This is a genomic window from Paenibacillus humicola (assembly GCF_028826105.1).
GTDB lineage: Bacteria > Bacillota > Bacilli > Paenibacillales > Paenibacillaceae > Paenibacillus_Z > Paenibacillus_Z humicola.
The window spans coordinates 3071712-3094061 of the sequence record NZ_JAQGPL010000001.1; the positions used below are offsets into that span (position 1 = coordinate 3071712).

The 22350-nt window shown below is 55.5% G+C and carries 21 protein-coding genes; 4 read left to right on the forward strand and 17 right to left on the reverse strand.

Annotated elements, in window-relative coordinates; all coding sequences use genetic code 11:
• Nucleotides 1-72: 72 nt before the first annotated feature.
• The 4 genes from PD282_RS14095 to PD282_RS14110 form a co-directional block, all read right to left on the reverse strand.
• A complete protein-coding gene (locus PD282_RS14095; protein WP_274651307.1) occupies nt 73-1500 on the reverse strand; it encodes a helix-turn-helix domain-containing protein in 1428 nt (475 codons plus the stop codon).
• Nucleotides 1497-3221 carry a sensor histidine kinase gene (locus PD282_RS14100; protein WP_274655219.1) on the reverse strand — a complete coding sequence of 575 codons (1725 nt, stop codon included), beginning with the start codon at nt 3219-3221 and terminating at the stop codon, nt 1497-1499. The genes PD282_RS14095 and PD282_RS14100 overlap by 4 nt, the downstream gene beginning before the upstream one ends.
• A gap of 286 nt (nt 3222-3507) precedes the next feature.
• Entirely contained in the window at nt 3508-4248 is a 741-nt protein-coding gene (locus PD282_RS14105) for an SDR family NAD(P)-dependent oxidoreductase (RefSeq protein WP_274655221.1), read from the reverse strand.
• Between the two features lie 355 nt (nt 4249-4603).
• Nucleotides 4604-5500 (reverse strand): aldo/keto reductase, encoded by an 897-nt coding sequence (locus tag PD282_RS14110; RefSeq protein ID WP_274651308.1) that lies wholly within the window; start codon nt 5498-5500, stop codon nt 4604-4606.
• Nucleotides 5501-5685: 185 nt separating this feature from the next.
• On the opposite strand from PD282_RS14110, the gene PD282_RS14115 reads away from it, so the two are divergent.
• Nucleotides 5686-6615, forward strand: a complete 930-nt coding sequence (locus tag PD282_RS14115; protein ID WP_274651309.1) for an aldo/keto reductase — start codon at nt 5686-5688, stop codon at nt 6613-6615.
• Between the two features lie 215 nt (nt 6616-6830).
• Here the strand turns inward: PD282_RS14115 and PD282_RS14120 are convergent, their stop codons facing one another.
• Nucleotides 6831-8312 carry a serine hydrolase domain-containing protein gene (locus PD282_RS14120; protein ID WP_274651310.1) on the reverse strand — a complete coding sequence of 494 codons (1482 nt, stop codon included), beginning with the start codon at nt 8310-8312 and terminating at the stop codon, nt 6831-6833.
• Nucleotides 8313-8468: 156 nt separating this feature from the next.
• On the opposite strand from PD282_RS14120, the gene PD282_RS14125 reads away from it, so the two are divergent.
• Nucleotides 8469-8786, forward strand: a complete 318-nt coding sequence (locus PD282_RS14125; RefSeq protein ID WP_274651311.1) for an NIPSNAP family protein — start codon at nt 8469-8471, stop codon at nt 8784-8786.
• Between the two features lie 149 nt (nt 8787-8935).
• On the opposite strand, the gene PD282_RS14130 is transcribed toward PD282_RS14125, so the two are convergent.
• On the reverse strand, nt 8936-9700 hold the full coding sequence (locus PD282_RS14130; protein ID WP_274651312.1) for a sugar phosphate isomerase/epimerase family protein: 765 nt from the start codon (nt 9698-9700) through the stop codon (nt 8936-8938).
• Nucleotides 9697-10473, reverse strand: coding sequence for a sugar phosphate isomerase/epimerase family protein (locus tag PD282_RS14135; RefSeq protein WP_274651313.1), 777 nt, complete (start codon nt 10471-10473; stop codon nt 9697-9699). Before PD282_RS14135 ends, PD282_RS14130 begins: the two co-directional genes overlap by 4 nt.
• A gap of 240 nt (nt 10474-10713) precedes the next feature.
• Between PD282_RS14135 and PD282_RS14140 the strand changes: the two genes are divergently transcribed.
• Complete coding sequence (locus PD282_RS14140; protein ID WP_274651314.1) at nt 10714-11760, forward strand: glucosaminidase domain-containing protein; 1047 nt, start codon at nt 10714-10716, stop codon at nt 11758-11760.
• 129 nt (nt 11761-11889) lie between these two features.
• On the opposite strand, the gene PD282_RS14145 is transcribed toward PD282_RS14140, so the two are convergent.
• The 3 genes from PD282_RS14145 to PD282_RS14155 all read right to left on the reverse strand — a co-directional run bounded on the left by PD282_RS14145 (nt 11890) and on the right by PD282_RS14155 (nt 14230).
• The gene (locus tag PD282_RS14145) at nt 11890-12969 is read right to left on the reverse strand and encodes a Gfo/Idh/MocA family protein (protein ID WP_274651315.1); all 1080 of its coding nucleotides are present in this window, start codon (nt 12967-12969) and stop codon (nt 11890-11892) included.
• A gap of 46 nt (nt 12970-13015) precedes the next feature.
• Nucleotides 13016-13609: a class I SAM-dependent methyltransferase gene (locus tag PD282_RS14150; RefSeq protein WP_274651316.1), complete on the reverse strand. Its 594-nt coding sequence runs from the start codon at nt 13607-13609 to the stop codon at nt 13016-13018.
• A gap of 204 nt (nt 13610-13813) precedes the next feature.
• Nucleotides 13814-14230: a sensor histidine kinase gene (locus PD282_RS14155; RefSeq protein WP_274655223.1), complete on the reverse strand. Its 417-nt coding sequence runs from the start codon at nt 14228-14230 to the stop codon at nt 13814-13816.
• 185 nt (nt 14231-14415) lie between these two features.
• Here PD282_RS14155 and PD282_RS14160 point away from each other — a divergent pair, with 185 nt between their 5' ends.
• A complete protein-coding gene (locus PD282_RS14160) occupies nt 14416-14583 on the forward strand; it encodes a hypothetical protein (RefSeq protein ID WP_274651317.1) in 168 nt (55 codons plus the stop codon).
• Nucleotides 14584-14905: 322 nt separating this feature from the next.
• Here PD282_RS14160 and PD282_RS14165 read toward each other — a convergent pair whose 3' ends face one another.
• The 7 genes from PD282_RS14165 to PD282_RS14195 all read right to left on the reverse strand — a co-directional run bounded on the left by PD282_RS14165 (nt 14906) and on the right by PD282_RS14195 (nt 21986).
• Complete coding sequence (locus tag PD282_RS14165) at nt 14906-16111, reverse strand: GTP-binding protein (RefSeq protein ID WP_274651318.1); 1206 nt, start codon at nt 16109-16111, stop codon at nt 14906-14908.
• 116 nt (nt 16112-16227) lie between these two features.
• Nucleotides 16228-17112: a metal ABC transporter permease gene (locus tag PD282_RS14170; RefSeq protein WP_274651319.1), complete on the reverse strand. Its 885-nt coding sequence runs from the start codon at nt 17110-17112 to the stop codon at nt 16228-16230.
• A 16-nt stretch (nt 17113-17128) separates the two neighbouring features.
• Complete coding sequence (locus PD282_RS14175) at nt 17129-17977, reverse strand: metal ABC transporter ATP-binding protein (protein ID WP_274651320.1); 849 nt, start codon at nt 17975-17977, stop codon at nt 17129-17131.
• Nucleotides 17974-18972 (reverse strand): metal ABC transporter solute-binding protein, Zn/Mn family, encoded by a 999-nt coding sequence (locus tag PD282_RS14180; RefSeq protein ID WP_274651321.1) that lies wholly within the window; start codon nt 18970-18972, stop codon nt 17974-17976. The genes PD282_RS14175 and PD282_RS14180 overlap by 4 nt, the downstream gene beginning before the upstream one ends.
• Nucleotides 18973-19486: 514 nt before the next feature.
• Complete coding sequence (locus tag PD282_RS14185) at nt 19487-20173, reverse strand: ABC transporter ATP-binding protein (protein WP_274651322.1); 687 nt, start codon at nt 20171-20173, stop codon at nt 19487-19489.
• The gene (locus PD282_RS14190) at nt 20173-21294 is read right to left on the reverse strand and encodes an ABC transporter permease (RefSeq protein WP_274651323.1); all 1122 of its coding nucleotides are present in this window, start codon (nt 21292-21294) and stop codon (nt 20173-20175) included. The genes PD282_RS14185 and PD282_RS14190 overlap by 1 nt, the downstream gene beginning before the upstream one ends.
• Before the next feature lie 125 nt (nt 21295-21419).
• Entirely contained in the window at nt 21420-21986 is a 567-nt protein-coding gene (locus tag PD282_RS14195) for a TetR/AcrR family transcriptional regulator (RefSeq protein WP_274651324.1), read from the reverse strand.
• Nucleotides 21987-22350: the final 364 nt, after the last annotated feature.

The window sequence follows — 22350 nt, forward strand, 5'->3', positions numbered from 1 at the left end:
AGCCGTTTCAAAAGCAGTGGGGGCGATGTTCGCAGTTGCGCATCGATCTGTCGCCCGGTTCCGATCATTTGTCTACCCCTTGGGCGAACAATTCTCTCCTTTTCTGCCCGACTGCCGGTATTCGCTTGGCAGCATGCCGGTTTCTTCCCGGAACAGCCGGCTGAAATATTTCTCGTCCCGGTAACCGGTATGCTCGGCGATCCATTGCACCGTTTTATTCGAATAGAGCAGCAGCTCCCTGGCTTTGTCGATCCGGATATGTCTTACATAATCGTTGAACGTCCGGCCCGTAACATCCCGGAAGCATTGGCTGAAATAGCTGCGGCTCATGTTGACCCTTCGCGCCGTTTCGCCCGCCGTGATCGGACGATCCAGCTCTTCGTGCAAAATCGCGACGGCTTTCATAACGCATAGCGTTACTTCCTCGGAATACGTATGTCGGTCAACCGACCGTATGGCCGCATCGCGGATATGCGCGAGCCATTCCTCTGCCTGGTACCAATAATCGAGCCGTTCCGGTGCTTCGATTACGGCTCCTTCGACGGCGGAAAACCGCCGATTCCACTCGTCGGACAGCGAGTAAAGCAGTCCCAGCAGTCTCGGCTGCGGCAGGCGCATCGCTTTCAGCTCTCCGATCAGACGCTGAAACAGCGGGAAGCTGTAAATCCACTCGCGGGAGAGCCATTCGTTACGCAGCTGCGAAAGATTGTCATCATCGCCTGCCTCTCGTTCCGATTGACGAAGATCCACAATACTGACCGGCTGCAGCGGAACATAATCATAGAAAAAATCGTTCTCCACGTAATCGCGCAGCCGGCGCTTCGCTTCCTCCAGGTGCATTTCCGCCAGTCCATGCAATCGGATCAAAGCGAAGCCGGACATGCCGGATAATCGCTCCTTCAGCTGTTGGGCCATGCTCGCCTCCGGCTGCGGAATCCAAAGCCAAAGCCCGGGTCCGGCTTCGAGAGCGTCGATTCCAAGCTCCGCCGCCAGATTCGCGACCGATTCAGGCATCGGCGCCGTTTTCTCGGAACGGTCCAGCCTGACGCAGGCGAAAATTTCGCCGGCCGTTAATCGTTCCGGCGCATCCGGCTTGCGTTCCTGCTTAAACCCGGCGGTTCGCTCCTCCATTCTTTTCACGATGCGGGCCAGAATCGTTTCAAACTTGTCCTTCTCGAGCTCGACTTTGGCGATATAATCGATCGCGCCGAGCCGAAGCGCTTCCTGGATGTATTCGAAATCCTGGTGCATCGTCAGCACGATAAACAGGATGTCCGGGTACCGCACCCGAACCTCGCGCATCAGCTCAATGCCCGACATCACCGGCATGGCCAGGTCGGTCAAGATTAAATCGACCTGACGGGTTTCGAGAAACTCCATCGCTTTCGCTCCGTTTTTCGCTTCGCCGACAATACGCATGCCGTAATCGTGCCAGGGAACGGCCGAAATGATACCCATCCGCACCAATTTGTCGTCTTCAACCACCAAAACATCCTTCATCCGCGAATTCCTCCTTCATAATCGGTTGGAAGCCTTAAAAAAACGGTCGTTCCTTGACCGACCGCGCTTTCGATGACGAGCTCGGCACGGCTGCCATACTGCGCGTCGATCATGCGTTTCACGTAATTCATGCCGATTCCCATCCCGACCCGCTCGTGCTCGACCTGCCCGCTGTCCAACAGCTTGCGGACCGCCTCTTCCGTCATGCCCGCGCCGTTGTCGCGAATGGATATTTCGATCCGTTCCTCCAGCCTGACATCGACCTGAATGCAGCCGTCGTCCCGCAGCCCGTGATACAGCGCATTCTCGACAAGCGGCTGCAGGATGAACCGGGGCACCTTCAGCTGCAGCACTTCTTCGTCCACATGGATTCGCACATCGAAATGAAAATCGTAACGGACCTGCTGCAGCGCCAAATATTCCTGCAGGGCGCCGATTTCCTCCCGGATCGTCGAAACCTGCCCCAGCTTGCCCAGGTTATAATGAAGCAGCTTGTTGAGCGACGACACGAGCCGGTCGATTTCGTCCTGGCCGTTCATGACGGCGAGCCAATGCACCGTATCGAGCGTATTCATCAGGAAATGCGGATTGATCTGGTACAGCAGCTTTTCCACCTCCAGATCGACCCGGCGTTTTTCCTTTTGCTCCACTTCGCGAAATAAATTCCAAATTTGCTTCTTCATCTCATGAAATTGATACAGCAAATAATCGAATTCGGGAATCCGCGTGGCGGCGGTCTGGATGACGGCAGCCGGCGCGAACTGCGCTTCGCTTTGCGTCAAACGCTTCATTTCCCCGTTAAATTTCGTCAACGGCTTGTACACCATTTTCCAGAGCAGCCAGGCAAGAACAAAGCTGACAACCAGAAAAAACAGCGCGATCAGGCTGATCTCCTTCAGCCATCGGTTGATTTCCCGATTGTAATCGGCTTTCGGAATGACGGAAACGACGCTCCAGCCTTGATTGCTTACTTCACGGAACCAGTAATACCCTTTGAATGTGCCGGAATGGACGTTCTCCGCCGTTTCCGGGAAATAACTGTCGATTTTGAAGACGTCCTGGTTGTCGCTGTAAGCGATCCGTCCGTTATTGTCCAGGAACAGATGAATGCCGCCGCTTCCGAACTGCGCATTGTCGAGGATGCTCTGCGTCAGCTGAAATCCCGATTCGATGTATACGTATACATCGTCGCGTTCGGGCAAATTGACCTTCCGCAGCGCGGATAGCACGTATTGATTGTCGAACCGGCTTTCGCTGATGTGCGGACCGTAATAATCGATCATGTAATATTGTGCCAGCAGCGGCAGCTTTTTGGGTGAAAAATGGTCTTTGACCGGAAGCGACTCGAAATCGTACGTCCCGTCGTCCGCGAAATAATACATCGTCAGTCCGATATTCGGGTTGGCGAACAGGCTGAGGTTCAAATCCCGCTTGATATCGTCGCGGATGACCGATTTCTGGAACGGCTGGTTCGTCGACAGCAGCAGATCGAGATTGTTGCCGACCGAGCCTCCGATCGCCAATTGCTGCGAAACATGATTCAGGTTGTTGATCGAGCCTTCGAGCGACAGCTCCACCTGCCTCAGATTGCTCTGAATGCCGGCATGAATTTTGTTCGTCAGGATGGAATAGATAGCGTAATACGAAATCAGGGCGATACAGACGAACGGAACGAACGAGCTGGACAAAAAAATGATCATAATTCTGCGCTTCAGGGTCATGGAACGATGTGAAGCTTTCTTTCGCTTGATCAATCATTGCGGCCTCCTTGTCGAAATAGGGTCTCGAACTGAATCATATCATCTATTCTTCTTTTTCGAGAACCGTTTACGCAAAAATGAACGCAGCGCAAAAAAGCTCTGTACGCTTGTACAGAGCTTCAGTTTACATAATGTTAATTATGTAGTGTAAGATAAAAGACATTTTACGAGGCCTCACCCTAAAACTGGCAGATCCTATTTAGTTAACATAAATATAATTATGTTTCTAAATCGTTTCAGGGAACCTTTACATCGTCTGACCGCAGTCGGCCGTCACGATTTGACCCGTCATCGATTCCTGCTCTAGAATCGCAACAATAAGCGCGGCGATATCGTTGGCGGTCGAAATGCGCTGCAGCGGTATGCTGCCGGTGAGCCGGCCCATATTCTCCTCCCGTCCCGCCCACCATCTGGTGGCCACCGCGCCCGGAGCGACGCAGTTGACCCGGATTTCCGGAGCGAGCGCATGCGCCAGCGATTTCGTCAGCCCGTGCACCGCCGCTTTGGATACGGCGTACGGCATCGATGAGCCGACTCCCGTACTCCCTGCGATACTGCCGACATTGACGATCGCTCCGTTTTTGCTGCCTTTCATGTAAGCAGCAGCGGCCCGCGCGCAGAAAAACATCCCTTTGACGTTCACATTGTACAGTTCGTCCCAAACGTCCCCCTCCGCCGCATCCAAATCGCCGAGCTCGATATGTCGGGTAATGCTGGCATTGTTAACCAGGAAATCAATCGTGCCGAATTGTTCGGCGACCGAAGCCGTCATCGCTTTCACTTCTTCGTTCTTGGATACATCCGCCTGGATGGCGATTGCCCGGCCGCCCTCGGACTCGATCATCCGGACCGTTTCCTCCGCCTCGGTCCTGGAACGCGAATAGTTAACGGCAACCGCCGCTCCCCGTTTCGCCAGCAGCAGGCTGACTTCTCTTCCGATGCCGGTCCCGCCGCCCGTCACCAGCGCCGCTTTTCCTTGTAATTCGATCATCCTTCATCGCTCCTTGCTTCGAATTTTCGTTCCCCAGATCAGTTTAAAGCACACCGCCGGTTTTGTATAATTGAAAGAAACGAACTTTAAATTCAATTTTACTGAATGAATTTACGGAGATGAGCAAATGGACCTGAAAGCATCCGCTGGCGGATCGGCAGGATCAGTTTCGTGAAAACGGCCGAAGAAGAACAACTGCAGCAATAGGCAGCATGTTTTACTCCTACTGGCAAAAATCCTTCTCCATATATGCTTTAGCAAGTCTTCACCTTACCACATGGCGGCAAAAAGCCGCTCTCCCGAACGAGAGAGCGGCTTCAATAGCACTATGATTGCGAGATCCGATAAAGCGTTATCCTTGTCCGACCCACTCGGCTGCCGCCACTTCCTTCCAGCGGGCGCGAATGGCATTATACAGCTCCTGAGGCAGCGGGCCGCCTTCCAGCAGCTTCGCGTTCTCGAGCCAGCGGTCCGGATTGGCCGTACCGACAATCGCCGTTTGAACGCCGGGGACCGAAAGCGTAAAACGAAGCGCCGTACCGACCGATTCCTTCAAATCGGCCTGCAGAAAATCGTATTTCAGCTCGCTCAGGCGGTCCCAATAGGTATGAGCGTAAGCGTTTTCGGGCTTCGAGCCCGTTTTCCAAGCCGCGTTGGCGATCGGCCGCTTCACGACGACGCCCATGCCGCGCTTCGCCGCTTCGGGAATCGTCAGTTCGATCGCTTCCTGGTCGGCGATGCTGACGGACGTTTCCAGCGAATCGAACGCCCCGCATTCGATGGCGTACAGCGCGGCTTTATGGTCACCGCTGTATCCGATATAACGCGTTTTCCCCTGCTCTTTGGCGCGCTGCAGCACTTCGATGACTTCACCCCGGCGAAGCAGCTCTTCGCTGCAGCCGTGCAGATGAATAACATCGACAAATTCCGTTTTCAGCCGTTTCAGGCTGCGGTCGATGGATTGCTCCAGCATTGCGGGAGTCCAGTCGGGCAAATCGAAGCCGGAAGCATGTCCGCATTTGGTAAACAAATAAAAATCGTCCCGGCGGTGTCCGACCGTCTGACCGATGAGCTCTTCGCTGATATTATAGCATTCGGCGGTATCGATGACGTTCAAACCGGCATCGAGCGCACTGCCGAGCAGCTTCTCGACCTGCTGCGGCGTCGCCTGCTGAAAGCCGATTTCCGCCCCGCCAAAACCGAGCACGCTCACTTCCATGTCCGTATTGCCGTATTTTCTGCGTTCCATCTCGTGTTCCCTCCTGCCGTTTTGATAGATTTACAGTCCAATTCTAATTATACCGCCAGGGCACTGGAAGAAATAGTACTGAAATAAATGTAAGTAACGCAAGTCCATTTCACGTCTTGCCCCCGGTCTCCCCCTTTTCTATAATGGTTGCGAATGCAAGCGTCACAAAGAAGGGAGCTGGAAACGTGAAATACCGGAGACTTGGCAAGACGGAGCTGAAAGTATCGGTCGTCGGCGTAGGCACCTGGCAGTTTGGCGGCGCATGGGGCAAAGATTTTACCCAAGATGAAGTCGATGCCATTCTGGACAAGGCGAAGGAAGAGGGCATCAACCTGCTCGACACGGCGGAGTGCTATGGTCATCATCTGTCGGAAAGCTTCATCGGCAGCTACATCGACCGGACCAAAAGCCGCGATCAATGGGTCATCGCCACCAAGTTCGGCCACAACCATGCGGACCGCAACTCGACCACGGTCAACTATTGGTCGGCCGCCGAGGTACTGAAGCAGCTGGACGATTCGTTGAAATCGCTGCGGACCGATTATGTCGACCTGTACCAATTCCACTCCGGCCCGGACGAGGTGTTCGATAACGACGAGCTGTGGACGGCGCTGGACAAGCAGGTGCAGGCAGGAAAAATCCGCAATCTCGGCATCTCGATCGGCAGCAACGACAATCTGCATCAGACGGCGCAGGCGACGGAGCGGAACGCCAAAGCGATCCAGGTCGTGTACAACCGGTTAGATGTAACGCCGGAAAACCGCGTGTTCCCCTCCTGCATCGACCAGGATCTCGGCGTGCTGGCCCGCGTGCCGCTGGCAAGCGGTTATTTGAGCGGAAAATATAAGCCCGGCGCCGAATTTGCCGCGAACGACGTCCGCTCGCGACACGACAAGGAGCAGACCGCCGAGAAGCTGCGCAGAGTGGAGGATATTCGCAAGACCGAGGTACCGGAAGGAGCCAATATGGCGGAATGGGCGCTTGCCTGGTGCCTGAAACACCCCGCCGTCACCTGCGTCATCCCCGGCTGCAAAAGCCCGGAGCAGGTGGAAACGAACGCGCGTGCGGCAAGCTTCGATTTTGTCAGCGACAATCATCCGCAGGCATGGAAATAAAGCAAGAGACAGCGAAAAGGCGCCGATTGCTTCCCGTGCAATCGGCGCCTTTTGTTATGAGTCGGTGCCTCCCCTGCAATCAGCGCCTTTTGATAGGAACCGGTTTCGTACTTTTGCCGTCGTCGTTTTCGCTTCCAGCGCCCGAGCTAAGGACCGGCTTCATGCCGGCAATGCTCCCGCCTTCGCTTATCGCTTCGCGGTATCGGCTTGCCCGCCTATTGCCGCTCCGGCTCCGCCCTGCCCTCGATCGGCGGCATATCGAAAGGATTAAACGTCAGATTCCGCTCGAAATGCAGGCTCAGCCGCTCTCCTTCAAATTGAGACGTTATTGTATACGTAAAGGTCGTCTCGATAAAACGCCACGACATGACGAAGGTCGTCTCATCCTTCCAGGCGCCGCTGGCGGCGACCGTCCACGGTTTGCCGATCGGCTGAACCCATTCGTTCTCGGCCGCGAGCGTCTCGCCTATCATCCATGAGCCGATCCCGCAGCGCACAGCGTGCTCGCCCCGGTCATCCTTCAGCTTGAACACGCAAATCCCGTCTTCGAACGTATACGAAACGCTGACAGCCGCTTTCGCATTCGGTTCCAGCCGAAACGTTTTGCCGGATACTTCCGCCGCCGCTGCGGTCACCGGCCGCCCGGACTGCGGCGGATACACAAGGGCCGCGATTTGACGCTGCAGCGCCGAATCGTCCGCATGAACGTCGGCCCCCGCATCCATTCGGAAGCCCGGCAGCAAATGCTCCCAGACCAGCTCGAAAATTTGTCCCATCTTGTCCGTGCCGCTGAGAAGGGCGATCACCGCGTCCTGCTCCGGCAGTACGATCGACATTTGGCCGAAAGCGCCGTCTCCGCGGTAGGCCCCCCGATATTTGCACCGCCAGAACTGGTAGCCGTAGCCGCACGCCCAATCGTTCTCGCCTTCTTTTTCGGGCTCGCTGGTGGGGATATGGGCCGCGCTCGCTTCCTCCACCCAAGCTTCGGACAGAAGCCGCCGGCCGTTCCACATCCCTTTCTGCAAATACAGCTGGCCGAACTTGGCGATCGCTTCGTTCGTCGTTTGAAGGCCGGACGCGCCGATGTTCCGCCCCAGCGGACACGTATCCCATTCGGTGTGCGCAATCCCGAGCGGATCGAACAGGCGCGGCTTCAAATAATCGACGAGCGTTTGTCCGGTCAGCTTCGTTATGATCGCCGACAGCATGTAGCTGGCGCCGCTGTTGTACAGAAAATGCGTGCCGGGCGTAAACGCGATCGGCGTTTCGAGAAACGCCTTGACAAAATCGCCTTCCGGCTGCTGCCGCTGAATCGCGCCCGTCTCCACATCGTGACCGGTCGACATCGACAGCAGATGGCGTAACCGCAGCCCGGACATATTGGCGGCGATCGCCTCGGTTACATATTCCGGAAAAAGGTCGATCACGAGGTCGTCGACCGTCAGCCGCCCTTCCTGCACGGCAAAGCCGATGGCCGTCGAGGAGAAGCTTTTGCTCAGCGAAAACAGCATATGCGGACGGTTCAATGCATAAGGAGCCCACGCTCCTTCGGCGGCAACCGCGCCATGGCGTACAATCATGAAGCTGTGCATTTCTATCCCGTTATATTCCACCGCCTGAAGAAAAGCGCCGATCGCATCCGGAGCGATACCCAGCTCCTGCGGTTTTCTGCGCGGAAACGTAAACGTTTGCAACATTATCCAATCCCTCCCTTACGAGCGATTGTACCTTGAGTCCGCCGTCTTTTCAATTCGGTTACTTTAACTATAGTTAGTAGTCATAAGATCACCCCTTTTCCGCGGCATGCGAATCCGTTACACTACAACTATGCTGAAAGAGGAGATGATTGGACCATGATCTACGAGCTGCGCATTTACCATATACTTCCGGGTAGATGGGAGGCGATCAACGACCGGTTCAAAAACCATACACTGTCCATTTTTAACCGGCTCGGGATGAAAGTTGTCGATTTCTGGGAAAGCATGGAGGACAAGCCTAAGCTGTATTACGTCATGGAATACGAATCGATGGAAGCGCGCGACCGCCAGTGGGAAACGTTCAGGGACGACCCGGAATGGATCGAGGCACGCACGAAATCGGAGGAAGACGGCAAAATCGTGGAAAAGGTCGACGTTATTTTTATGAAACGCGCCGAATATTTCAGAAAATAAAAGGAAGCGGCGCCGGTATGGCGCCGCTTTCCCATTCAAGCTCCGGTACCCGCTATGCCCGGAGCCTCCGATACAAGTATCATCCCCGAAGAACGGCCTGTATCGGGGTCATTACCAGCCGCCATCCGTCAGGAGCCGTTTAGTCCGCATTAAAACTCGGCGCCCATCGCCTTCAGATTGCGCGCGCTGACGGCCAATGCTTCGAACGGGTCGCGCCCGTAGCAGTTGTCCTGCTCGACGGCCGCCCATTCCACGCCGATCGCTTCGCAGGCGTCCAAAATCCGGCGGAAATTCATGTTCCCTTCCCCGACTTCGGCAAACCGCTGGCCTTCGGCCGTGACGACCATGTCCTTCAAATGGACGACCTTCATCCGGCCTTTTACTTTGTCGATCCATGCCGACGGGTCGCCGCCTCCGGCCTGCACCCAGAACACATCGAGCTCGAAATCGACCGCTGACGGATCGGTCTCCTGAAGCAGCAGCTCCATGCCCGATTGTCCGTCAAATTTGGCGAATTCGAAGCTGTGATTGTGATAAATAAACGTCAGCCCGGCTTCCTTCAGCTTGCGTCCCACGTCGGACGCCTCCTTGGCGAACCGGAGAAAGCCTTCCTTGCTGCCGCGATATTCGCCCGGCATCGAGCCGAGCCCGACATACCGGCAGTTCCACAGCTTATGCTGCGCAATGACCGCATCGGGATTGTTCCACAGCTCCTGATATCCGATATGCGTCGCGCAAATCTCCAGCTGCTCCCGGTCGGCAAACTCTTTCAGAGCCGCCGGATCGATCGGACCGACACCGGAAACCTGCACGGCATTGTACCCGATTTCCTTCACCTTTCTCAGCGACTTCGCGATATCCTCCGGCGTTTTCAGAAACTCCCGCAGCGTATAAAGCTGAGCGGCGATTTTCATTTCGATTCCTCCCCGAATATTCGTTTCATAAAGGCCAGGCTTGCGGGCAGCTCCGACGCAGGATCGTGCACCGTACATTCGGCGGAAATCATGCCGCTGTAGCCTGCCGCTTTGAGCGCCGCCGCGAATTGCTCGTACGGATAGCTCCCCGTCCCCGGCGAAAGCCGGCCCGTGTCGGCCAGATGGATATGCGCCAGCCAGTCCTTATGGTCGATCAGCGTCTGCAGCGGCTCGTCCTCTTCGTCCATATGGTAAAAATCGGCCAAAACCCGGACGGATGGATGATTGACCCGCTGCGCGAACATGACCGCCTCGGCGACGCTGTTCACGATATTGGATTCCTTCCGGTTCAGCGGTTCGATGGCCAGCGTGATGCCGGTGCCGGCGAACTGGCCGCCGATCCATTCCAGCAGCTGCACGAACTGCTCCTCTGCACGGCTTCGCTCCCAGCCGTCCGGAACATGACGCGAACGGCCGCTGCCGAGCACGGCGATTTTCGCTCCGATCGACTCGAGCGCCGACGCGGTCCGGTGAATGTAACGCCGGATCCGATCCGGCTCCGTCTCGGGGCCGACGACCTTGATCCCGCCCGGGAAAAAGACGTTGAACGCCTTTGCAGGGAGCGGGCTGTTTCGATACGCCTGCAGCTTCTCCCGAGGCTCCTGCACGCTGTCGAGATCGAGCGATACGACTGGACATTCCACGTAGTCGAAGCCAAGCTCCTTGTACATAGGCGCATGTTCGATGCCCGTACACCATCCGAATGAAATCAAATTTTTCCCTCCTTCTATGAAAACGCATTCAGCCTAAGCATACATGGAAAAAATGGCCTGTACAATAACCGGAGCGCGGAGGGCCGGAAAAAAAATTGGCAAGTCGCCGCGAACCTGTACATATACTCCAGAGAAACCGAGCTCTGCGAGGCTTATTTTGTTTTGGGGGAAATTGGAACGATGAAAGCGGCTCGCGTCCTTCGGCGCCAAAGCCCGAAAAAATGACAAGAGGTGGTAAAAATGCGTAGTCAGATCCGACGTTTCTCGTTTTCTGTGATACTATGCGTAACCCTGCTTCTGATCATTGAACCGAGATTCGCAAGCCCGAAGCCCGCCCAAGCCGATGCCGAAACGGCCGTAAGTTTGCCTGCCGGCGCAGCGATTACACCGCTTCTGGACATCAAACCTGCCGTATTCAATTTACATAAGCAAGCGTACAAAGCCGCAGCCGCGAAAACGACCGTCCCGGTGAAACCGGCTCCGGCAAAGCCTGCATCGGAAGTAAAGACGGCAGCGGCATCCGTTAAGCCCGCCGTTTATGAAACGACCGCCTATTACCTGAACATTCGGGCCAATCCGTATGTCGGGTCGAAAATATTAAAAACCGTCTCCCGGGGAACGAGGCTTATCGCGGTGGGCGCGACCAAGGACGGCTGGCTGCGTCTTGACGGCGAAGGCTACGTCAACCGCGATTACACGAAACCGGTCGGCGAAGCGGCGGTGCAGGCGCTTGCTGCTGCGGAAAAGCCGGCTCTGCAGACGCTGGCCCTGGCCGCTAAGGAAAAGACTGATCCAATCCCGCGGCCGGCTGTGCAAACGAAGACGGCCGCTCATGCCGAATCCGGTCCGCCCACCAAGCCGACATCGCTTATCAAATCCAAATCGGGGCTGACCGAGGAACAGATCGCCGCTTTTTTCAAAGGTACCGCGCTCTCCGGCCACGGACTGGAGAAAGCCGTTCTCGATACGGAGCGGGAATTCGGCATTAACGCGCTGTTCACGATCGCCGTGATGAAGCTTGAAAGCGGCAACGGCAAAAGCAGGCTCGCGAAGAAGAAAAACAATCTGTTCGGGCTGAACGCCGTCTCCGGAAGCGAATACGTCAAAGCGCTCAGCTTCCGCACCAAAGGAGACAGCGTCCGCAAATTCGGGCAGCTCATCGCCAAAAATTACGTCAATAAGGGCTACACGACCATCGAGAAGGTCGCCCGCAAATATTGCCCCGCCAACTCCAGATGGCCCAGCTACGTAAAAAATATTATGCGGCGGGATTATAAGAAACTGTAGACTGCCGGTTCCCGGCAGCGATTCTCCATGGAACAAAAACAAGCGGCACCTTGTCTTTGATAAACACAAGTGCCGCCAATGCAGTATGATCTATTGAGCTTACTCATTTGACTGGCGCCGCATTTCCCGTTATCGCGCCCACGGCTGCGTTTCCGTCGTCAGCTCTTCGCCCGATTGGACGGCCGCCTGCATCATGATCGACAAATAATGGTCCTGCATCGCATCCTCCAGGCTGTAGAAGGAAGGGCCGCCCTGCGCGTAAGCCGACATATTCGCAAGGCTTGTCGCGATGGCGATTTCGTCGTCCGACAAACGGGCCGGCACGAACGGATTTTCGTATACCCATTCCCCGTCGGCCGAGATGCCGCGGTGGTAAAAGCCTTCCAGGTTGCCGTTATGCCCAGTATCGCTTCGGCGAAATTCGCCGTATACGGGCGTGCGGTAGTCGCGCAAATACCGGAACGTCTCATCCGTCAGTTCGCCTTTATGCCCGCGGACGAGGACCCGGTTTCTGCGGACCCACGAGAAATATTGATCGCCTGTAAAATCAAACAGCGCCAGCTTATCGCCGAACCGGAGCGTAACGATGTCCTGCGCCGAATCGGCGATCCGCTCCGACTGCGGCGGGCCGCTGCGGTCCGGGCCGGCAACAAGCGGCGACACGAACCGCTGCCCGCGGATGACGGCGTTCTCGAACCCGGCGCCAAGCAGCTGCCGGATCAGGCTGATGCCGTGGTAACCGTGCGCGGCCGATACCTGCACCTGCGAGACCGCTCCCAGCTTGCCCGATTTCGCGAACGCAATGCGGGCCGCGTGCATCGGCTGGTACAAATACTGCTCGGCTACCTGAACCCTGCCGCCTAACCGCCGCACCTCTTCGTACAAACGTACCATGCCCGGCAGGTCGGGAGCAGGCGGCGTTTCCGACAGCACCGGTATCCCCCGCTGCGCCAGCTGCAGCGTGCAATCCGGGGCGGCCGCCCATGGAACGGACACGACGGCAAATCGGATATCCCCGCTTGCGGCGGCAAAATCGTCCATATTGCGGTACGTCCGGACCCCCCACTCCGCTTCCAGCCTCCTGCCCTGCTCCTCGTCGCGGACAAGCATAGCGCCGACGGCGAAGCGATCCGGCAGCGCCTTGGCGATCCGCAAATAAAAGTCGGCCCGCCAGCCTCTGCCGATGATGCCAAAAACGGTTTTTTCCATCTTGCGATTGCCCCTCTCCCGAGAAATCGGCCTGAACGGGATCCTATTATTTGTCGTTTACCGCCTCGACAATTATAAAAAGTCCCTTCATCTTCCATTCGATGCGCGCGATTCGAAATCCTGCCAGCCTGACCGCTGCGAGCGTATCCCGGTTGAGCCGGCAGCCGCCGCACAGCCGGCTCCAGCCCGGAGTCAGCCACTCCTGCATGCGTCCCCATACCGGATGCTGCAGCTTCACATGCTCGAATAAGAGCATGCCACCGCCTGGCTTGCACACCCTGCGGATTTCCGAGAGCGCGGTTGCCGGGTCCGGAATGGTGCAAAACACGAGCGTGCCGACGACGGTATCGAAGGCATCCGTCGGGAAAGGAAGCCGCTCGGCGCTCCCCTGCCGCACCTCGATCGGAACGGCCGACCGCTGCGCCCGCACCAGGGAGGCCTGCAGCATCCCCTCATCCGGTTCGATGGCGCTAACCGATTCCGCGAACCGGTAGTACGGGAAATTGATGCCGGTGCCCGAACCGATCTCCAGCACCCTTCCGCTCGCACGCTCCAAGAGATGTGTCCGAATGGAGCGAAAGGATCCATTTTCCAGCGGTTTCATCAGCGTATCGTAATACCTGTTAAACCATGCGCTCATACGCGTCCCAGCCCCTTTCATGAAACGCGGCCCGCAGGCGGTCAAGAATGGTACAGCACGTAGGATACAACGAGCACGATCGTCATGACCGCAAAAGCGAAGTAGAAAAAATACCCGAACCAGCGGACGGGCTTCGGCATGCTGCGCAAATCCGCTTTTTTATCCGGGATCCCCATCACGCTGCGGTTATGCTCGGTGACGTCGTTAAATACGGGGATATCCGGGGATTTCCCCGGTTCCGGTGCCGTTTGCTTTCCACACTTCTCCGTCATGCCGCTCATCTTCCTCCCTCTTCAAGAGAAAATAAAATCGCACGCCGTTGTCATCGTTTTCGACACCGAAATCGCTGCCGTGCAGCAGCAGGATTTGCCTGACAATCGACAGGCCGAGTCCCGAACCCTGCTCAAAGCCCGCTTCCGACAGCGCATCCGGCTCGGCCCTGGTATGGTCCGCTTTATAGAACGGCGCCCAGATCCTTTCCTTCAGCGCTTCGAAAATCGGCGGTCCCTCGTTCCAAACGGAAACCTCGACATGCATCTCGTCCGTCTCCTGCATCCTAATCCGGATCCGGCCGCTCCGCGGCGTATGCCGGATGCGGGCTTCATCCTCGACGATTAGCACCCGTTTCAAAGATGTTGCCTGCCTCCTTTCCGCATGCCTCTTCGTTCCATGTTCCCTATTTAAGCAGAAAAAGACGACGTTGTCACATCTGCGTCACATTCCCCCCCTTACATTGTCGGTGGACGATCTGCCCATCCGCTGAGATCGGCGGACCGCCTATATCCCATTACGAGGAGGAGAACCCCATGCGTTCGCCATTCCCGCTTCGGCGTGATGAGGGACGGGGCCGTCGCCGCTTTGCTTCTAGCGCCGAGTGTTTGAAAAAAGAAGACCGTCTCGCGGCGGCGCTGTTTTTCGGCGGAATATTGGAGTTAGGAATAGGATGTGCGAAGCTTTTTGACGAGGCTGTTTAAACGGGCGTGCTGCTTACTCGGCCCCATCATGAAGAAAGGGGCGCTGCTTGGCGCCCCCTTTAACTGTTTCCGGTGATGATCATTCGGGGAGAATTCTCGCTGCCGAAAGCCGTTTCGTCGAAACCGCCGAATATGGCATCCGACCTCATCGCGAGCAGCGAGTATAGCTGGAGCAGCAAGTGCGTGTCGTATGGATGAGCGAATCGGCGCCACGGCGTTTAGTCGCGGCCTGATAACATTCACGCCTTGACCCGCATGCAGTTCGCACCGTCGCAGATTTGAATATGATGCTCCGTGCCTTCAAAAATCCAGGTTGACATCGTTAACCTTGCATTACTTCGGCCGCCAAATTCGGAAATTCGTCGGGAAACACACTCCAGTCCATCTTCATTTCTTCCTCCGTCAACAGACAAGCGTCCAATTCGGCGGCAATCCGCAGCACGTCCATACCGATGCCGATGAAGACCACTTTGTTGATCCGGTCTCCGTATTCGGGATGCCAAGCCGCGGCTAGCTCCGGATCTTCTTCTAACGCCGCCTGCCGCTCCTCCTCCGGCAGCGCGGCGATCCAATAGCCGGTCGGGCCGAACTGAACGGACGGGCCGGCCTGGCTCAGGCTCTGTCCGTATGCGCCGCGGGTCGCCAGCCACACGATCCCCTTGGCTCTGACGATTTCGGCCGGCCAAGCCTCCATCCACTGCATCAGCCGCTGCGGATGGAACGGTCTCGCCCGCTCGTAAACGAACGAAGCGATGCCGTATTCCTCGGTTTCCGGCGTATGGGCCGGCTTCTCGAGCTCGCGCAGCCAGCCGGCCGAGCGGCTCGCCTTCTCGAAATCGAACAGCCCCGTGTTCAGGATTTCGGACGGCTCGACCCGCCCCCGTTCGGTCCGGATCAGCTTCGCGCCCGGCTGCAGCCTGCGCAGTACGCCCTCCAGCACCGCCAGCTCGCTTTCCTCCACCAGATCGCATTTGTTCAGCAGCAGCACATCGCAAAATTCGATCTGATCGATCAGAAGATCCACGACCTCACGCGTATCCTCCTCGCTGACAGCCTGTCTGCGGTCCAGCAGCGTTTCGCCGGATGAATAGTCGTGCCAGAACCGGTAGGCGTCCACGACCGTCACCATGCAGTCAAGCCGGCAGCAGCGCGACAGGTCGATCCCTTGTTCCTCGTCGACATAGGTAAACGTCTGCGCGACCGGGACAGGCTCGCCGACGCCGGTCGACTCGATCAGGATATAGTCGAATCGGTTCTCCAGCGCAAGCCGCTCTACTTCGCGGAGCAAGTCATCCCGCAGCGTACAGCAGATGCAGCCGTTCGACATTTCCACCAGCTTCTCGTTTGTTCGCGACAGACCGCCTCCCTCCTTGATCAGAGCGGCATCGATGTTGACCTCGCTCAAATCGTTGACGATGACGGCAGCTTTTAGACCCATTCGATTGTTTAGGACATGATTCAGAACGGTCGTCTTGCCCGAGCCGAGATAACCGCTCAGGACGGTGACCGGAATTGGCTTCGATTTCATTACGTTAACCCTTCCTTTATATCGAGTCGGAGCGCTTCGTTTATGCAAAAACCAAAGCGCTTCCGTTTTTGATTCGGAGTAATTCGTTCTGCTGGAATCAAAATGCTTCTATTGAATCAGCGCGCTTCGTTCTGCCGGATCAGAGCGGGCTGATTCATCGGGGCGGGCATCGCCGCCTCGCCTATCTGCTCCGGGGCACGCGGCTTTCTGCGGGCGCGGAGGACGCCTATGCCGAGGGCGGCAAAATAAAACAGGCATTCCAGCGCCGCGATGAAGAACGTAACCGGCGCGTTCGTATAGTAGCTCAGCACAAGTCCGCCCCAAATGCCCGCCGCGCCCAGGCAGGCGGAAACGAGAATCATCCGGAAAACGGAATTGGTGACGTAACGCGCGGCGGCGGCCGGTGCCGTCATCAGCGTAAAGACGAGAAGCGAGCCGACGATCTGAATCGCCTCCGACGTCGCAGCGGCCAGCAGCACCAGAAACGCGACCGAGATCAGCCGCACCGGCAGCCTGGCCGCCTGCGCGCCGACCGGATCGAACGAGTCGAATTTGAGCGGCTTATACAGAATCAGCAGCGCCAGCAGCACGGCAAGCGACAGGAGCGCCATTTCCCAGACGTTCCGCATGCTGATGCCGACGACGCTGCCGAACAGCAGCGCATACATCGCCGTCGACTGCTTCGCGGAGAGCGAGATGAACAGCAGGCCTAGACCGAGAAAAAGGCTCAGAACGATGCTGATCGTCACGTCGCGCCGAAAGACCTTCACGCCGAGGCCGCCGGTCGCAAACGCGCTGGCAATCGAGAACAGAAGCAGGCCTCCGAGCGGATTCCAGCCGGCGTATACCGCGAAGGCCGCGCCGGAAAAGCCGATATGCGAGAACGCGTGCGCGATAAACGATAAGTGGCGGGCGATCACGAACACCCCGATCACGCTGCACATGACCGCGACGAGCGTACCGGCGATGAAGGCGTGCTGCATGAAATCGTATCGAAGCATGGCGACAGCCTCCTTTTCATAAGGTTGAATTGAGTTCGGCCGGCAGGTGGCTGCAAATCGCGGCGTTTCCGGCATCATGCGCGGTTGCCGTCACGTACAGCTTGCCGTCAAGCCGAACAAGACTGAACCCCGGTCCGTACAGCTGCTGAAGAACGGACGCTTGCATCACTTCGTCCACTGTGCCGACGGCGAACCGGCCCGGCGTCAGATATAGCAGCTGGTCGGCGTAGCGCGCGATCAAATTAACGTCGTGACTGATGAACAGGATGCCGATCTTCCGCGACCGGCAAATCAAGCTGACAAGCTCGGCCGCCTGCTCCTGCGCGCCGGGGTCGAGGTTCGACGTCGGTTCGTCGAGCATCAGCAGCTGCGGCTTGCGGACGAGCGCCTGCGACAGGTATGCACGCTGGCGCTCGCCCCCGGAAAGCCGGCCGATCGGCTTCGCGGCGAGATGCAGGCAGCCCGTCATCTCCATCGCCTCATGAACCGCGGCTTTATCCGCGCGCGACAGCCAAAAGCGCAGCGGATGCGGCAGTCCGAGGCTGACGAAATCCTTCACCTGCAGCGGCAGCTCCGGGTCGATTTGCCGGGCCTGCGGGACGTATCCGATCCGGATCGGGCCTGCCTCCAGCCCGTCTCCCCGCCCGGCTTCGCCCGCTCCGGCAGCGGCGGAGAACTGAACGGTTCCCTCCGACAACCGGAGCTGGCCGAGCAGCGCGCGGAACAGCGTCGTTTTCCCGGCGCCGTTCGGTCCCAGAATCCCCATAAACTCGCCTCGGCGAAGCTGAAAGGATACCCGGCTGAGGATGCGCCGCCCGTCCAGATCCACGGACAGCCCCCGAACATCGAGAGCCGGCGCCGTCATGATAAGGCTGCCTTAATTTGATTTAATTGGACTGTCATCCACTGCACGTACGTTTTGCCGCTTGGCATCGTTTCCGTCACCTCGATAATCGGAATTCCGTTCGTTTTGCACAGCTCTACAATGTTCTTCACCGTCGCGCTGGACGCTTGAATGTTGTTCACGAACAGCTTGATCTTCTTGGCCTTGATGTCGTCCTGAAGCCGCGCCACGTCGGCGGGAGCGGGATCGGTCTCTTCCTCCGCCGCCAATTCGAACCGCATGTCGGTAACGCTGAAATTTAACGCTTCCGCCATATAATCGAAGACCGGCTCGGAGACGGCGACCGGTAACGGAGCGTTTTGCCTGAGCTGCTTCGCAAGATCGGTCATCGGCCGCAGCGACGCGATATATTCATCCGCCCGCTTCATGAAATCGGCTTTGTGGTCCGGATCGAGCTGACCGAGCCGGCCGGCCAGCGCCTGCGCGTATTTCGGCATCGTATCGGGGTTGTACCAGACATGCTCGTTGTCGCCTTCCTTCCGCCCCATCACGTCGCTGCCGACGGCGATCACCGTCTTGCTCGCCGCGTCGCCCGAGGCGTCGATCAGCTTCTTCATCCATGCATCGTAACCGATGCCGTTATAAATGACGACCTGCGCGTCGTGAACCGCCTTCGATGCCTCGGGCGTCGGCTCGTAATCGTGCGGGTCCGCATCCGGACTCGTCAGCAGCGAGGTTACATCCACCCGATCGCCTCCGACCGCCTCCGCCGCTTCGCCGTAAAAGTTTTCGGCGGCGACGATTTTGATTTTGGCCGAAGCCGGGGCTGCGGCCGGCGGCGATGTGTCCGTTCCGCTTGCGGCCGGGGCGCCTTCATTGCCGCTTCCGCCTCCGGCGCCGTTCGAGCCGCCTATATTTCCGCCAGAGCCGCATGCGCCGAGCATCGAAGCCGTCAATAGAAGGGTGCAGGTTAGAGCCGCGGCGGCGCGCAGCTTCAAGGACGATATTTTATTCAACATTAACCTCTCCTTAAAATGTAATTATTACGATTTATGTGCCCAACATCGCGCTGACGATTTCTTCGACATCCCGCTTCAATTGTCGCTCCCTCCCATTGCTTCATGAGTAATTATTACGATTTTAGAACAAGGCGCCGTGACGATTTCAATCGCGTCGACCTAAGCCTTATATGTAATAATTACGATCTTTTGATAGCAAATATACCTCCTTTACATTGGATTGTCAATGAACGAAATTCAATTTGAGCTTTGTTTGTGCCATTCTATACTTTCAATTGCATATCATTGCATATTAGGATCGGCGTTAACCGGAGAATCATTTTACAGGGCATCCACATCCTATAATGGGTGAAGATGAAAGAACCTTCCGGTTATGGAAGGTTCATTTTTATAAATTAATGCAGCAGTTGCATTCTGCTCATCGAACAAACGAACCCGTTTGCTTAATACTGTTAGTGAATCTATTACTTTTCAGTTAAGTCCATTCAATCGTCCAGCAAAAGCAAGCACATCATGTCGATTCAGCCAGCGACAATCGGCCATCTTCCATCCGATATACTTTATCGCAATATTCCAGCATCCGCTCATCGTGCGTGACCATAATTGCTGCTTTCTGACGCGACTTTACCTCATGTGCGATCAGACTGACCACTTCATGCGCTCGCTTGGTATCCAAGCTGGCCGTAGGCTCATCTGCCAGGATAATATTGGGATTGTTTATTAAAGCTCGCGCGATGGCCGTACGCTGCTTCTCTCCCCCTGACAGTTCCTCCGGGAAGCTCTTCAGCTTCGATCCGAGTCCTAATTCCTCCAGAAGCTTGATGGCCAATGCTTTATCCATGGTTTTAACCTTTCCCGACATCCTCTTGACTAAGAGCAATTGATCAAGGACGTTCAAATAGGGAACCAGGTTAGACGATTGCATAATAAAACCGATTTCCTTTAATCTGATATTTGAAAGTTCTTTATCGGAAAGCTTGGAGAGTAGATGTCCATTCAAGTTGACTTCTCCTTCAGAGGCTTTGAGCAGTGCTCCCGCAATCGATAAAAAAGTGCTCTTGCCCGACCCGGAGGGTCCGACGACAGCAACAAACTCCCCAAGCTCCACCGAGATGGATACTTGTTCAAGCGCGGAAATCCGGTTACTTCCCTCGGCATAATACTTCGTGACATTGCTGATTTGCAAACCTGTTGACATTATTCAACCCTCCCGAGCGCCTTCAGCGGATCAATTTTAGTTATTGTACGAACCGAGACCAATGAACTGAGCACTGCTATGACAAGAAGGATGATCGAATACTGGATGACGAGGCTGGTCTCCAGCTTGAACGGCATCCCTTTCGGCATGATTGCGGCCGTCCCGTATGTGAGTAACACGCCAACAACAATACTCGTTAACGTCAGGACAACGACTTGTGAAACAATGGCTTTGCTCAAAAAACTGTTTCTTGCACCGATTGCCTTCATAATTCCGAATTGGTTTGTTTTCTGCATCGTAATGACATAGAAAAACACACCAAGCACGAATGCGGAAATCGCGAGCAAAAAGGCCAGCATCATCATAATGGAGCCGTTCTCTTCCTTGTACCCCGGCATGCCTTGAATCGCTGCTCCGCGTGTCACGGTATCTATATTGGCGAGCTTACTGCTAATAACTGCAGGATTGATATGCTTGCCCTGCAGCATGATCGCGTTAACCGGACTCGCAATACCCTTATCCGATCCCGGTGCGGCGAAAGCAATCTTCCTCCATTCGGACATCGGAACGAATACAGCTGAGAGGTGGTTGTAAGTCTGGTTGTCGACGAATCCGACAATTGTCAATGCTTGCGTCGATCCGTCCAATTGAAAAGTATCACCGAGTTTAAAACCGTCATCCTTCATGGTCTTGTTTACAATAACACCTGTTGGATTTTCCGAAGATAGTCCTTCGCCTTCGATTACGGCCGGCTCCAGGAAGCTGCCGGGGAGAATGCCTAAGACCGCGATATCGACCTTATCTTCATTTCTTGAGCTATTCCCTTTCAAGGCCGTAGCCATCGTGCTTCCCATAGGGGATGCGGCCGATACATTCGGCAATTTCTCTGCTTCCGCTACCAATTGCTCAGACAACAGGGACTTTCCCATGGTCGACTGCGACCCTTGTTCAAAGATGACATATTTGGCTTTCATATTCTGGAAGGCTGACGCCGCAAGCGTCGATAATCCGTTACCCAAACCCGACAGGATGAATACTAACCATGCAACCAGGACAAATATAACGACGATCATCAAAAATTTCATCTTGCTATGCATTAATTCCCTCACAGCTAAAAACATGCTCTTCTCTCCCCGTCTTTTAATTTGACACAAGTGTCACTTTTGATAAAAGAAATGAAATCATTTTCTCCATACCTATTAAACAACATAAATGACACTAGTGTCAAATTAAAATGAAAGGAATTCTACCTTTGCGCTCCTCCCATCCACATTTGAAACAATAGCTTGCTCCATTCGGGAGTAGGGACATTTAACATGTTAGGGGTGTTAATGAGGTTTGAAAAACCACCGATCAGAACGGGGAGCGGGATGTCTTCTCTGAGTTTTTTCTCCTGCTGCGCTCTTTGGAAGAGACGCATGAGCTGAACTTTTAGAGTCGTATGGGCTTGCTCAACAAAATCAAGATCCCGACCAGCAGAAGCCGAATTTTTTGAATTGATTTTATGAGAATCGCCTAACAGCTGATGCAACTTGGATTCTTCAACATAGATATCAAGCAACTCCTGCAGGGCTTGCATCGGGTTGGTCTCATCGATTGCCGAAGCCTTCTCGATAATTCCCGTGATCACGCGCTTCATACAGGCAGCGACAATTTCTTCTTTATTCGCATAATACTGATAAATGGTACTTCGGGCACCAGGTAAATGTTGCGAAAGCAGCTTGAGATGAAACCCGTCATATCCATACTCAAGCACTAACCTTTTTGTTATATCCAGTAGTTCCGATTCCGTATAGGATTGTTTTCTACCCATGGCAGCTTCTCCTTTCGCAGTTAGTTACGCCCGCTTTATCGCATAAAAGCTACGAATTAAATCTCGTAAACGGAACCTCATTATTTTAAAACTTATTTTGTCTAAAATATACTGCTTGATTATACTTATTTCAAGTAATAAGTTCCGATACGAACAGTAATCGAAACCAGCTCCGGGGATTATGGCAAGTCTTATAAGGACTTGCTTTATGTGCGGCGGAAGTTGATCCATAAAGACAATTTGCGAAATGCCATATCCGATGTCGTCAACCCCATTATGGCTAAAAAGCCTCTCAAATGCAAAAATGAGCCGCAGGAGCAGTCCGTCTTTATACAACTGCCTGCTGCTGCGGCTCCATTCTATG

Bases quoted from the DNA above. Each gene is read 5' to 3' on its own strand.
- PD282_RS14125 (WP_274651311.1), top strand. From the start codon at position 8,469: ATGATCTACGAGCTGCGCATTTACCATATACTTCCGGGTAGATGGGAG.
- PD282_RS14165 (WP_274651318.1), bottom strand. From the start codon at position 16,111: ATGAAATCGAAGCCAATTCCGGTCACCGTCCTGAGCGGTTATCTCGGC.
- PD282_RS14100 (WP_274655219.1), bottom strand. From the start codon at position 3,221: ATGACCCTGAAGCGCAGAATTATGATCATTTTTTTGTCCAGCTCGTTC.
- PD282_RS14160 (WP_274651317.1), top strand. From the start codon at position 14,416: ATGCGTTCGCCATTCCCGCTTCGGCGTGATGAGGGACGGGGCCGTCGC.
- PD282_RS14190 (WP_274651323.1), bottom strand. From the start codon at position 21,294: ATGTTTTTAGCTGTGAGGGAATTAATGCATAGCAAGATGAAATTTTTG.
- PD282_RS14195 (WP_274651324.1), bottom strand. From the start codon at position 21,986: ATGGGTAGAAAACAATCCTATACGGAATCGGAACTACTGGATATAACA.
- PD282_RS14170 (WP_274651319.1), bottom strand. From the start codon at position 17,112: ATGCTTCGATACGATTTCATGCAGCACGCCTTCATCGCCGGTACGCTC.
- PD282_RS14140 (WP_274651314.1), top strand. From the start codon at position 10,714: ATGCGTAGTCAGATCCGACGTTTCTCGTTTTCTGTGATACTATGCGTA.
- PD282_RS14175 (WP_274651320.1), bottom strand. From the start codon at position 17,977: ATGACGGCGCCGGCTCTCGATGTTCGGGGGCTGTCCGTGGATCTGGAC.
- PD282_RS14110 (WP_274651308.1), bottom strand. From the start codon at position 5,500: ATGGAACGCAGAAAATACGGCAATACGGACATGGAAGTGAGCGTGCTC.
- PD282_RS14150 (WP_274651316.1), bottom strand. From the start codon at position 13,609: ATGAGCGCATGGTTTAACAGGTATTACGATACGCTGATGAAACCGCTG.
- PD282_RS14130 (WP_274651312.1), bottom strand. From the start codon at position 9,700: ATGAAAATCGCCGCTCAGCTTTATACGCTGCGGGAGTTTCTGAAAACG.
- PD282_RS14095 (WP_274651307.1), bottom strand. From the start codon at position 1,500: ATGAAGGATGTTTTGGTGGTTGAAGACGACAAATTGGTGCGGATGGGT.
- PD282_RS14145 (WP_274651315.1), bottom strand. From the start codon at position 12,969: ATGGAAAAAACCGTTTTTGGCATCATCGGCAGAGGCTGGCGGGCCGAC.
- PD282_RS14185 (WP_274651322.1), bottom strand. From the start codon at position 20,173: ATGTCAACAGGTTTGCAAATCAGCAATGTCACGAAGTATTATGCCGAG.
- PD282_RS14120 (WP_274651310.1), bottom strand. From the start codon at position 8,312: ATGTTGCAAACGTTTACGTTTCCGCGCAGAAAACCGCAGGAGCTGGGT.